The sequence below is a fragment of the Nitrospira sp. CR1.1 genome (assembly GCA_014055465.1).
In the GTDB taxonomy this organism is placed as follows: Bacteria; Nitrospirota; Nitrospiria; order Nitrospirales; family Nitrospiraceae; genus Nitrospira_A.
The window spans coordinates 182017-194547 of the sequence record WIAF01000005.1 but is presented as its reverse complement, the minus strand read 5'-3'; the positions used below and the strand labels follow the sequence as shown (position 1 = coordinate 194547).

The window sequence follows — 12531 nt, the reverse complement described above, 5'->3', positions numbered from 1 at the left end:
ATGAGCAGCGCGACGCGATTGTATCTTTCCAACGACACGTCCGCCAGGGCAGCCGGAGCCGGCTTGCTAGCGGACGCTTGGGCCGACCGTCCCGAGGTACAACTCATCCGCCTCTCCTCGCGAGGAGCGTTTTTTCTCGAACCGATGGTGGAACGCGACGGTCCCGATGGGCGGATGGCCTGGTTCAATGTCACGCCGGACGATCTGCCGTCCATCCTCTCCGGTATCGGCGGCGTACCGGTCAGGTCCATTCCCTTCCTCGCCAATCAGACCCGCTATACCTTTGCCAATTTCGGGGAGACAGAGCCCTTGGCCCTAGATGAATACCAGGCGCACGGCGGCCTGGCCGGGCTGGAGGCGGCGTTCCGGCTTACTCCCGATGCGATTATCGAAGAGCTGCGCGTCTCGCAGTTGCGAGGCCGCGGCGGGGCGGCTTTTCCCGTCTGGAACAAATGGAAGGTGGCGCAACAGACTAAGGCCCTAGAAAAATATGTCGTGGCCAACGCCGATGAAGGCGATGCCGGAACCTACTGCGACCGGATGATTCTGGAAGGGGATCCGTTTCGACTGCTGGAAGGCATGTTGATCTGCGCCCGAGCCATCGGCGCGAGCCGCGGCTATGTGTATTGCCGGCAGGAATATCCGGCGGCAGCGGCCACTTTGCGCGCCGCTATCCAAAAAGCCGATGAAGCGGAGTTATTGGAATTGGACGGCGAACCGTTTCCGATCGAGGTGGTGGAGGGGGCCGGGTCCTATGTTTGCGGAGAAGAGACGGCGCTCCTGGAATCTCTGGAGGGCAAGCGGGGCGTCGTACGCGCCAGGCCTCCGTATCCGGCACAGGCCGGGTTGTACGGGCGGCCGACTATCGTGAGCAATGTGCTGACCTTTGCAACGATTCCGAATATTGTGTCTCGTGGCGGTGCCTGGCATGCCTCACTCGGCACGGAACAGTCGCGCGGCACGATCGCCTTGCAGTTGGGCGGGCGGGTGAAACATCCGGGATTGGTGGAGGTGCCGTTCGGGCTGAGTCTGCGTCAGGTGTTGGACCAGTTCGGCGGCGGGATGGCACCAGGTTCGCGGTTCAAGGCGGTGCAGGTCGGCGGGCCGCTCGGCAGTCTTTTTCCCGCCACCGGGCTGGATCTGCCGATTTGTTACGACGCATTTGCCAAGGCTGGCGCGGTCCTGGGGCATGGCGGGATTGTGGTCTACGACCATGAAACCGACATGGTGGACCTGGCGCGGCACTTCATGGCCTTCACCGCCGATGAATCCTGCGGCAAGTGCACGCCCTGCCGTATCGGGTCGGTGCGGGGGCGCGAGATTCTCGAACGAATCCAGGCGGGCAGTGGCACGATGGATGACCTCCGGCTGCTGGATGACTTGGGCGAAACCATGAAACTCACCAGCCTCTGCGCCCTCGGCGGGCGCGCACCCTATCCGGTGCTCACGGCGATCGAACATTTCTCTGGCGAGTTTCGAAACAAGCTGAGGATGTGAGGCGTTGTTCGTGAAATGTGAAACGTATCTGTGAATCGCTGCGCAAGAGATACGAGAGACGAACAACGAGATATGGAGCTACCCAGGTGAAGCTGGAAATTAATGGGCGTCTGGTGCTGGCGTCGCCGGGCGACACGATTTACGGCGCGGCGAAAAAGGCCGGGATTGCCATTCCCGGGCTCTGTTCGTCGGACCATTTGGCTCCGTTCGGCGCCTGTCGCCTCTGCCTCTGCGAGGTTGATGGCCAGAATGGCTTGCCTGCGTCCTGCACGACTCCGGTGCGGGAGGGCATGGTGGTCCGCACGGAGAGCGAGCGGCTCACTCGTTTGAGGAAACACCTTGTTGAACTGTATCTATCCGAGCAGCCGGCAGGGGATCGAGTACCGGAGGCCTTGCAGCGTTTGGCCGAGTCGGTGGGATTGAATCAGATCCGTTATCCGCAGCCTGCCGGAAGAGCGAACATCGTCGATCGATCCAATCCGTTTTTTGTGTTTGATAATGCCGGCTGTATTTCATGTGCCCGTTGCGTGCGGGCTTGCGATGAGATTCAAGGCACGCATGCCCTGACGATGGTATATCGCGGCTTCGCCAGCCGGCCGACGGCAGGGGCGGCGGCGTTGACCGGAGAGGCGGCGGGGTTTGCCTCGTCGAACTGTGTCTCCTGCGGGGCCTGCGTGAAGGAATGTCCGACGGGCGCCCTCATCGAAAACACGGTGCTTGAAGAGGGGGCGCCGGTTCAGGCTGTCCGTACCACCTGCGCCTATTGCGGCGTCGGTTGCACCTTTGACGCCGGTGTGCGGAACGGGCGGGTGGTCCGGATGCTGCCGTCTGACGATGGGCCTTCGAATCACGGCCACGCCTGCATGAAGGGACGCTTCGGGTGGACATACAACTATGCGCCGGATCGGCTCCGCGCGCCGTTGCTCAGGCAGGGCGACAGGTGGGTGGAAATCTCCTGGTCCAGAGCCCTCGATCGGGTTGCCGAGGAATGGAGCCGGGTCAAGGAGACTCACGGACCGGATGCCCTGGCGACGATCTCCTCCAGCCGCGGCACCAATGAAGAAAATTACCTCTTCGGCAAATTCATGCGTTGCGTGATCGGCAGCAACCATATCGACAACTGCGCGCGGGTGTGCCACAGCGCCACCGTGACCGGCATGATGGAGACACTCGGCGCATCGGCGGCGACCAACTCGATTCGTGATTTGGCCCTGGCAAAGCTGATCCTGGTGGTTGGAGCCAATCCCACCGAATCCCATCCGGTGCTCGGCGCGCGTATTAAGCAGGCCGTGCGTCGCGGGGTGCCGTTGATCGTGGTTGATCCGCGGCGTACCGAACTTGCCCGCCTGGCCGACCTTCATCTCCAGCTGCACCCGGGGACCAACGTGGCCCTGTTGAATGGCATGGGGCATGTCATCGCCAAGGAACATCTGACCGATGCGGCCTTCGTGCGTGACCGGACGGAAGGCTTCGAGGAATGGCTGAACGTGGTCGAGGATTGTACTCCCGCGAGGACGTCCAAGCTGACCGGCGTGCCGGCTCATCTTATTGCTGAAGCCGCGCGCCGGTATGCTACCAGCGGCGGTTCTATGGCGGTGCATGGTCTGGGCATGACCGAACATCGTTGGGGCAGTCACGGGGTGATGGCGCTGGTGAATCTGGCGTTGGCGACCGGCAACATCGGCAAACCGGGCGCCGGTATCAATCCCCTGCGCGGGCAGAACAATGTACAAGGTGCGTCCGATGTCGGCTGCCTGCCCACCTTCTTTGCCGGATATCAGCCCCTCACCGATCCGGGACTTGCCGCGGCGCACTTGGCGGTCACAGGGCGGCCTTTACCGACGGCACGGGGCATGAAGACGCCGGACATGTGGGAGGCCGCACTGGCGGGAACGCTCAAGAGTCTGTGGATCATCGGGTATGACGTGGCCCAGACCGATCCCAACCTGAAAAAAGTCCGCGCGGCGCTCAAGAGTCTGGATTTCCTCATCGTCCAGGATCTCTTCCTCAGCGAAACGGCCAAGCTGGCGCGTCTCGTCATTCCCGGGGCTTCATTTCTGGAAAAGGACGGGACGTTCACGAACCTCGAGCGCCGCCTCCAACGCATCAGAAAGGCGGTGGAACCGCCCGACGGAGTATTGCCGGATTGGCAGGTGGTGTGTGAGGTGTCAGCGCGGATGGGCTACCCGATGCAGTATTCCCACCCCTCGGCGATCATGGATGAGATTGCCCAGCTGGCGCCGCTATTTGCCGGAGTGTCGTTTGATCGACTGGATGCGCCGGAGGGTTTGCAGTGGCCGGTGCCTTCCCATGAACACCCGGGCACATCGTTGATGCACGCAGAGTCGTTTCCAAAAGGAAAGGCGAGGTTTGTGGCGGTGGATTATTTGCCCCCGGGCGAGGCGCCGAGCGAGGCCTACCCGCTGGTGTTGATCACCGGCCGTGTCTTGCAGCATTACAATTGTGGCGCGCAGACCAGGCGAACGGAGATCATGCAGGTGGTTGATACCGATGTCTTGGAAATCCATGCCATTGATGCGGGCAGGCTGGAGCTTCGTGATGGCGACTTGGTGAAGCTGATCAGCGCGCGCGGGGAGGCCAGGCTTCCCGTGATGATCAGCGAGCGTGTCCAACCGGGAGAGTTGTTCACAAGTTTTCACTTCCCCGATACGGACCTGAACGTGTTGCTGTCCTCCAGTGCCGATGAAAGTTCCAAGTGCCCTGAGTATAAGGTTTCAACGGTGCGGATTGAAAAAGTGCTGACAACCGCGACGCCGAGTCCCTCCATGCACGTGATGTTGATCACATGACGGCCGATCCGTCCAATCCTGCAACCGCTTCCGTTGCCGATGCCTATCCGCCGCCGGAGATCGCGGCGCGTGTGTGCAAGGTTGGCTTGGCCAAGGTGAACACGGCAGTGCCGACGCTGGTGGCCTTGGCCGTGTTGGCCGGCGCGTTTATTTCGTTGGGCGCCTTGTTTTACACCGTCACGATCACGGAGGGAAAAGATGGCCCCACATTGCCGTTCGGATTGTCACGCCTGGCCGGGGGGATGACGTTTAGTTTGGGACTGGTCTTGGTGGTCGTCGGCGGGGCGGAACTCTTCACCGGAAACAATTTGATTGCGATGGCCTGGGCTGCCGGCTGTGTGCAGACGCGCCAGGTGGTGAGGAATTGGATCTGGGTCTATCTCGGGAACCTGCTCGGGGCCGGCGGAACGGCGGTATTGGTGCTCCTCGCCGGAGTACACACGCTGGGGGATGGGGTGGTCGGCGAGACAATGGTGCGCATCGCGCGCGGCAAGATTGCCCTCGATCCGCTGTCCGCGTTTGCCCGCGGCATTTTGTGCAATGTCCTCGTGTGTCTCGCGGTCTGGTTGTGTATGGGCGCGAGGAGCGTGGCGGACAAAATTCTTGCGATTGTGTTTCCCATCAGCGCCTTCGTCGCCTGTGGCTTCGAACATTCCGTGGCGAATATGTTCTTTCTACCGCTAGGAATGGCCTTGGCGGCTGGAAGCGCGGCGCCGCTGTCACTGGCCGGCGCGGCGGGCAATCTCCTGCTGGTCACCCTGGGCAATATCATCGGCGGGACGGTCCTGGTGGCGCTTGTCTACTGGTTCATCTACCTGAGGACCGGTTCCCAATCTCAATGACTGGAGTACTGGGATAACCGGCGCAGTATTTGCGCAGGCCGCGATAGCTCAACGGGCGTCCAATCCTTCTTTGATGGCCTTTGCGACGTCACCGCATTCCGTCACGACTTCGACGCGGTATTGCGGGCCGGGGCTCCGTGGCGCCCTGTTGGCGACGCAGGATTCGAAGTCCTTGATAGCGCTGTTTTCGAAGGTACGGCTCCAGATCTCGGAGACGCGCGTGCGTTCATCCTGCTGATGCTGATCGAGCGCCAGCCAGCCGACCAATGCGATCCCGGCTACCAATAACGTCATGCCGAGCAGCTTGACCGGTTTGCTGCGCAATACCTTGAGGAGAATATACAGGGCCGCTCCACCCACCAGGAGTGCCGCCACGATGGCTATCCCCATTTCCGTCGGCGACAGTTCGAGGTACCGGGAATTCCACGTGAGGCCTAGGTTTGTCACGTTCATCTGATCCCTCTCCCTTTGGCTACTTATACCAGGTCAGCTTTACAAAAGCCTCCCCTGATTCATGCTGATGGAAGTTCGCCGGTGAAGGACAGTTATGCGCCGCGCGATTCCAGCCTCCGCTCAGGACAGCGGCACACCGGAATGTTCCCGACCGGCACAGAGAGATTCACGATTCTGATGCCGTCAACGCATTGGGCAATGGTATGCTGCACCTCGTAAACGACCCGGCTTTTTGACCGCATGAATCATTCATCCATTCGCGCCTATCTGACTCCACGCCTCGGCATCATGCTGCCCCTGGGTTTTGCTTCCGGGTTGCCGCTGGCCCTCACGGGCGGGACGTTGCAAGCCTGGCTGACCGAAGCGGGGCTGGACCTGACGACGATTGGATTGTTCGCCTACGTCGGTCTGCCCTATACGCTGAAATTTCTCTGGGCTCCGGTGATGGATCGGATCGTTCCCCCCTGGCTCGGGCGCAGGCGCGGCTGGATGATCGTGACTCAAACCGGTCTCGCAGTCGCGCTGACGCTTATGGCCTTGATCGGACCCGCAGAAGGCGCGCAGGTGTTCGCGGCCTTGGCTCTGGCGGTCGCCTTCCTTTCCGCCTCGCAAGACATTGTCTTTGATGCCTATCGGACCGATGTCCTGAAACCGGAGGAACGAGGCCTGGGGGCGGCGACCTGGGTGATGGGATATCGCATCGCCATGATCGCGTCCGGATCCTTGGCGCTGATTCTGGCGTCTCGCTTGAACTGGCCGGCGGCCTATCTCTGCATGGCAGGCTTGATGGCCTTGGGCATCCTCACCATCTTCATGAGTCCCGAACCGGAGAACGCGCAGGCGGCGCCGCACTCGATGGCGGAAGCGGTGTGGGGTCCGTTGACGGAATTTCTTGCACGCCCGATGGCGCTAGCGTTACTGGGACTGATCGTGCTCTATAAACTGGGCGACGCCTTTGCCGGCGCCTTAACGACGTCGTTTCTGCTGCGAGGCGTGCAGTTTTCGTCGGAGGATATCGGCGTGGTTCGCGCGTTCGGGATGGGAGCGACCATTCTGGGCGCGTTTATCGGCGGCAGCTTGATGCCGCGGCTGGGGCTGTTCCGTTCACTCTTTGTGTTTGGGATACTGCAGGCGCTCTCGAACCTGACATTCATGTGGCTGGCCTGGGCCGGGAAGAGTTATGCGGTGATGGCCCTGGCGGTCGGAGTGGAAAACCTTACTGGAGGAATGGGCACCGCTGCCTTCGTGGCGCTGGTCATGTCGCTCTGCAACCACCGCTACACGGCGACTCAGTTTGCGCTGCTCTCGTCCGTTGAAGCGCTCGGCCGCGTGTTTCTCGGCTGGCCGGCGGCGAAACTGGTGGGGTTGGCCGGGTGGGGCCCGTTTTTCTTTGTGACCTTCCTCGCTGCATTACCGGGTCTATGGTTGCTGTGGATTCTTCGCAAGCCTGTCGCAGAGCATACAGAGGTGAATGCGGAAAGGGGAGAGGCCGAGACTTCCTGCTAAATGTTGGCGAATATCGGGCACTCCACATCCGATGGTCCGCCGGGTGCAATTGAACCCGGGACTTAACATATGTACACTGTATGCATGGGTGATATTCGGTTTGAGTGGGATGAAAAAAAGAATCGGCAAAATATTCGGAAGCACGGTGTCTCGTTCGAGGAGGCGCAGTCGGTATTTCTCGACGACCACGCGAAGCGGTTCTACGATCCGGATCATTCGGAGGAGGATCGATTTCTTATGCTGGGCCTGAGTTTCACGCTACGAATCCTGGTCGTGTGTCACTGCTATCGTGAACGAGACGACGTTATTCGCATCATCTCGGCCAGAAAAGCGACACGGCAGGAGGGGAAGCATTATGAGAGGTGACATATGAGGGCGGAATATGATTTCTCAAAGATGAAGGGGCAGCGCAATCCGTACCGCGGGCGGTTGAAGCAACCCATTACGATTCGATTGGATAAAACGACCGTGGCCTATTTCAAAGGGTTGGCTGATGAAATCGGGATGCCGTATCAGAATCTGATTAATTTGTACCTGCGTGATTGCGCGCTCAATCAGAAGAAGCTTGATATGAGGTGGGCTTCGTAGCGTAGACGATAAGCGAGCTCGCTAGGCGGATTGATGAGTACGCAACGTCCACCATCGGGCTGGTCGCCATCCCCTCCATATTCCGGCGGGCTCTGCAGTAGCCTACTTCATCTTCTTCTGTAAAAACAAAATAAACAGCATCAGGGTCGGCAGCGGCGCCAAGGCGAATGGCACCAGCCACAACAGCACATTTTTTCCGCGCACCCGCGCTTGATCGAACATCCACACAAACAGCCATATCAGCAGACCGATATAGTTCACCGTGATCCAGCGGGTGGTATGGATCTTCAAGCCGCTGATCGATTCAGGCTCTCCCTGAACCAGGAATATTCCAATAAGCAGGACGAAACCCGCCAGCAGGCCGGCGACGAGGCGTTTACTCCAAACGAACATAGTGGCTCCTCCGTATCTCTCGAACCGGCACGGTCACGCGCCTTCGTATTCCATTCCGTGGAAATCGGGCGTAAGCTAAACAGACGGGGTGCATTTGTCAAACCGTCGGACGCCTGCCACCCGCTTCTGAATGTGCCGCGGATGCTCGAAGAAAGTACATGATGAGTACTGTGACCTTGGCCGGATTGGTCGGAAGTTTGATGCTGGCAGTCTGGTTGGCGGTGACCAATCCGACGATGGATGCCTATCTGCAGTTCGTCGAAGCGCGTTTGTCAGCCGAGATCGAGAAAATGGATCAATCTGGCCCTCGTCGAGACCGCGACCTGATCCGATCGATTTTCCGTGCGCAAGGTCCCAAACTCGTCGAGGGTGTTGTCCGGCCGAATACCAGGCGGAACAACTGGGGCCTGCTCAGCCTGTTCGAAACCAACGTGTTGGACCAGCCGGTGCTGGTGCTGGGTATCGGCGGTCAATTTGTCCCGTTACGAGGGGTCGAGGAGGCGACAGTGAAGGTCGGCCGGCTCGCATTTTGATCTGTGCCAGGAATTTTCTCGGCTCCCTGTGAAAAACTTCTTCCACAGCCTCTTGAACGCTGTGGATAACCCAGCGAAAAGTGGAGAAACGCAGCCTCAAATCTAGCGGAGGCGCTATCACCAGCTTATCCCCATTACTCACAGTTGTGCCACAACATTTTGTTTGACAAAAAAAATGGATCACTATATCTAGTATGCATGCAGCCGAGAAACCGTGACCGACGAGAATGCACCTCTGGATGGACAGGCCTCTTTTCCGTCCCAACCCATACATCATTTGCCGGCCGGCATCTGCACCGAACGTTAGGCATCTGTTAAGGAGGAACCAGTGAGGATTGAACGAAGATTCACCAAGCGTGGGCAGAGCCCCTATGAAGGTCTTGCGTTCGTACAACGTTCCTCGGAGATCCGGAATCCAGACGGATCGACCGTGTTTAAGTTGGAGCATATCGACATCCCTGAACATTGGACGCAATTGGCCATCGATATTCTGGCCCAAAAATATTTCCGGAAAGCCGGCGTCCCGCAAGTTCATGAGGATGGCACGCCGGTGGTGGATGCCGCAGGCAAGCCTGTGCTGGGCGGCGAGCGCGACTCCCGCCAGGTGTTTAACCGGCTGGCCGGTTGTTGGACCTTCTGGGGCAAGAATCACGGCTATTTCAAAACGCCGGAAGATGCGACCGCTTTCCACGATGAAATGTGCTACATGCTGGCCTACCAGATGGCCGCCCCCAACAGCCCCCAATGGTTCAACACGGGGCTGCATTATGCCTACGGGCTTTCGGGGCCGGCGCAGGGCCACTTTTACGTCGATCCCAAATTGGGCGAAGTGGTCCGGGCCACGAATGCGTTCGAGCATCCGCAGCCGCATGCCTGCTTCATTCAGTCGATTGAAGACGATCTGGTTAATGAGAACGGCATCATGGACCTCTGGGTTCGTGAAGCGAGGCTCTTCAAGTACGGGTCCGGCACCGGCACGAATTTCTCGCGGTTGCGCGGCGACGGCGAATCCCTGTCTGGCGGCGGACGCTCGTCCGGTCTCATGTCGTTCTTGAAGATCGGCGATCGTGCCGCCGGAGCGATCAAGTCGGGCGGAACCACCAGGCGCGCGGCCAAGATGGTCTGTCTGGATCTGGATCACCCGGATATCGAAGAGTTCATCGACTGGAAAGTCGTCGAAGAGCAGAAGGTGGCCGCCATGGTCACCGGCTCCAAGATTTGCGCACAACGGCTCAATGCCGTGCTCAAGGCCTGCCAGTTGGCCGATGCGCAGGGGCTGGCTCACCTCGAATTGGATATGAAGCACAATCAGGCACTGCGCGAGGCCGTGGCAGCCGCCCGTCGCGACATGGTGCCGGAAGCCTATATCCATCGCATGTTCGACTATGCGAAGCAGGGTTATACCCACTTCGTGTTTCATGAATATGACACCAACTGGGACGGTAAGGCCTACCAGACCGTCTCGGGGCAGAATTCCAACAATAGTGTGCGTATCCCGAACGGCTTCTTCGATGCGTTGGAGCGCGACGGCGATTGGGAATTGCGTCGCCGGATCGACGGTAAGATCAGCAAGACCATCAAGGCCCGGGATCTCTGGGACAAGATCGCCTGGGCGGCCTGGATTTGCGCCGATCCCGGCACGCAGTACGATACGACGATCAATGAATGGCATACCTGTCCGGAAGACGGGCGGATTAATGCCTCCAATCCCTGTTCCGAATACATGTTCCTGGACGACACGGCTTGCAACCTGGCTTCGTTGAACCTCGCCAAGTTTTTTAACGCGGAAGGGGAGTTCGACCTGGATTCCTTCCGCCATGCGGTGCGGTTGTGGACTGTGGCGCTGGAAATCAGTGTCTTGATGGCCTCGTTCCCCAGCCGCGCGATTGCGCAGAAGAGTTATGAGTACCGGACGCTGGGGCTGGGCTACGCCAACCTCGGCACCATTCTGATGAAACAAAGCATTCCCTATGATTCGCCGAAAGCGACGGCGATTTGCGGCGCGATCACGGCGATCATGACCGGCGAATCCTATGCGACGTCGGCGGAAATGGCGGCGGAGATCGGCCCGTTTCCAGGCTACAACAAGAACCGTGACGCGATGTTGCGCGTCATCCGGAACCATCGGCGGGCGGCGTATAGCGCGCCCAATGAGGAGTATGAAGATCTCACGATTCTGCCGACGTCAATTCAGCCAGAACAGTGTCCGCCGGCCATGCTCCTGGCGGCGCGGCGCGCCTGGGATCGCGCATTGGAATTGGGCACGGCCTACGGATTCCGCAATGCGCAGGTGACCGTGATCGCTCCGACCGGCACCATCGGCCTCGTCATGGACTGCGACACGACCGGCATCGAGCCGGATTTCGCCCTGGTCAAATTCAAGAAACTGGCGGGCGGCGGTTACTTCAAGATCATCAACCAGAGTCTGCCGCCGGCGCTGCAAGCGCTCGGGTATACGGACGCTCAGATCCGCGATATCGGCGCCTATTGCGCGGGCCATCAAACGTTGAAAGGCGCACCCTTCATCAACCATGAGGTGCTACGTCAAAAGGGCTTCGACGATGCGGCACTGGAACGGCTGGAAGGATCGTTGGCGCAGGCGTTCGAAATCCAGTTCGTCTTCAACAAATACACCTTGGGCGAACAGTTTTGCCGCGAGAAACTCGGCATCACCGACGCGCAGTTGGCGGATCCGACGTTCAACATGCTCAAGACCCTGGGCTTCACCCAGGAAGATGTGGCGGCGGCGAATGACTATTGCTGCGGCACCATGACGGTCGAGGGCGCGCCACACCTCAAGCTTGAGCACCTGCCGATTTTCGATTGCGCCAATCGTTGCGGCAGAATCGGTCAGCGTTACATCGCGGTCGATGCGCATATCCGCATGATGGCGGCGGCGCAACCCTTCATCAGCGGCGCGATCAGCAAGACTATCAACATGCCGGCCGATGCCACGCTGGAAGACGTCAAGGCGGCCTACCTCTTCGCCTGGAAGAGCATGGTCAAGGCCGTGGCGCTCTATCGCGACGGGTCGAAATTGAGCCAACCGTTGAACGCCTCGTCCGATAGCGGCAAGGGCGCAGAAGCGGCGCCCAGCGTGGCTACCGTCGCGGAGAAAGTCGCCGAACGGGTGTTGGTCCGGTATCTCCACAAACGCCGCTCGCTCCCGGCGCGACGCAGCGGATACACGCAGAAAGCCATTATCGGAGGACACAAGCTGTACCTGCGCACCGGCGAGTATGAAGACGGCACCCTCGGTGAAATTTTCCTCGACATGCACAAGGAAGGCGCCGCCTTCCGCAGCTTGATGAATAACTTCGCCATTGCGATTTCGCTCGGCCTGCAGCATGGTGTGCCGCTGGAGGAGTTCGTCGAAGCCTTTGTCTTCACCCGCTTCGAGCCGAACGGGCCGGTGAAATTGAACGACCGCATCAAGATGGCCACATCGATCATCGACTACATCTTCCGGGAACTGGCGATTACCTACCTCGAGCGGAAGGATCTCTCTCAGGTCCAGGAAGATGATCTCCGAATGGACTCGATGAAGAAGGACGAGCAGGATCCCGAATGTGTGGAAGAAGAAGTCGACATGACGGCGCTCAAGAAGGCCTCCATTCTGACGGAGCATTTGCCAGTGCGGCGGAACGGCATGAACGGCGGCAATGGTCATTCCCAAAGAGCGGGGGGAGCGGGGAGCGGAAGCGTCGCCCACAAATTGGAACTGAAGCGCGAGACCTTGACGGTGACCTCCGTGCGGCAGGAAGCCAAGGAAAAGGGCTACGAAGGCGACCCGTGCCAGAATTGCAAACAGTTCACCCTGGTGCGGAACGGAACCTGCCTGAAGTGCATGAGCTGCGGCGAGACCAGCGGGTGTTCCTAGAGAGACGAGACAGACAGTTCCGAATTTGA

General features: G+C 59.5%; 10 protein-coding genes. 8 read left to right on the top strand and 2 right to left on the bottom strand.

The window, feature by feature from the left end; genetic code table 11:
- The 3 genes from GDA65_11305 to GDA65_11295 are packed head-to-tail and all read left to right on the top strand — an operon-like array spanning position 1 to position 5149.
- A complete protein-coding gene (locus GDA65_11305) occupies positions 1–1497 on the top strand; it encodes a formate dehydrogenase (protein MBA5863281.1) in 1497 nt (498 codons plus the stop codon).
- Positions 1498–1514: 17 nt separating this feature from the next.
- Positions 1515–4307 carry a formate dehydrogenase subunit alpha gene (locus GDA65_11300; protein ID MBA5863280.1) on the top strand — a complete coding sequence of 931 codons (2793 nt, stop codon included), beginning with the start codon at positions 1515–1517 and terminating at the stop codon, positions 4305–4307.
- Positions 4304–5149, top strand: coding sequence for a formate transporter FocA (locus GDA65_11295; protein MBA5863279.1), 846 nt, complete (start codon positions 4304–4306; stop codon positions 5147–5149). Before GDA65_11300 ends, GDA65_11295 begins: the two co-directional genes overlap by 4 nt.
- A gap of 48 nt (positions 5150–5197) precedes the next feature.
- Here the strand turns inward: GDA65_11295 and GDA65_11290 are convergent, their stop codons facing one another.
- Positions 5198–5602, bottom strand: coding sequence for a hypothetical protein (locus GDA65_11290; protein ID MBA5863278.1), 405 nt, complete (start codon positions 5600–5602; stop codon positions 5198–5200).
- A 240-nt stretch (positions 5603–5842) separates the two neighbouring features.
- Between GDA65_11290 and GDA65_11285 the strand changes: the two genes are divergently transcribed.
- The 3 genes from GDA65_11285 to GDA65_11275 all read left to right on the top strand — a co-directional run bounded on the left by GDA65_11285 (position 5843) and on the right by GDA65_11275 (position 7696).
- Entirely contained in the window at positions 5843–7108 is a 1266-nt protein-coding gene (locus GDA65_11285) for an MFS transporter (GenBank protein ID MBA5863277.1), read from the top strand.
- 84 nt (positions 7109–7192) lie between these two features.
- Positions 7193–7474, top strand: a complete 282-nt coding sequence (locus GDA65_11280; GenBank protein MBA5863276.1) for a BrnT family toxin — start codon at positions 7193–7195, stop codon at positions 7472–7474.
- Between the two features lie 3 nt (positions 7475–7477).
- Positions 7478–7696 (top strand): antitoxin, encoded by a 219-nt coding sequence (locus GDA65_11275; protein ID MBA5863275.1) that lies wholly within the window; start codon positions 7478–7480, stop codon positions 7694–7696.
- Between the two features lie 102 nt (positions 7697–7798).
- Here the strand turns inward: GDA65_11275 and GDA65_11270 are convergent, their stop codons facing one another.
- Positions 7799–8089 (bottom strand): hypothetical protein, encoded by a 291-nt coding sequence (locus tag GDA65_11270; protein ID MBA5863274.1) that lies wholly within the window; start codon positions 8087–8089, stop codon positions 7799–7801.
- Between the two features lie 158 nt (positions 8090–8247).
- On the opposite strand from GDA65_11270, the gene GDA65_11265 reads away from it, so the two are divergent.
- Together GDA65_11265 and GDA65_11260 are read left to right on the top strand one after the other, a co-directional pair.
- Positions 8248–8622: a DUF4359 domain-containing protein gene (locus GDA65_11265; GenBank protein MBA5863273.1), complete on the top strand. Its 375-nt coding sequence runs from the start codon at positions 8248–8250 to the stop codon at positions 8620–8622.
- 328 nt (positions 8623–8950) lie between these two features.
- Positions 8951–12502 (top strand): vitamin B12-dependent ribonucleotide reductase, encoded by a 3552-nt coding sequence (locus GDA65_11260; protein ID MBA5863272.1) that lies wholly within the window; start codon positions 8951–8953, stop codon positions 12500–12502.
- Positions 12503–12531: the final 29 nt, after the last annotated feature.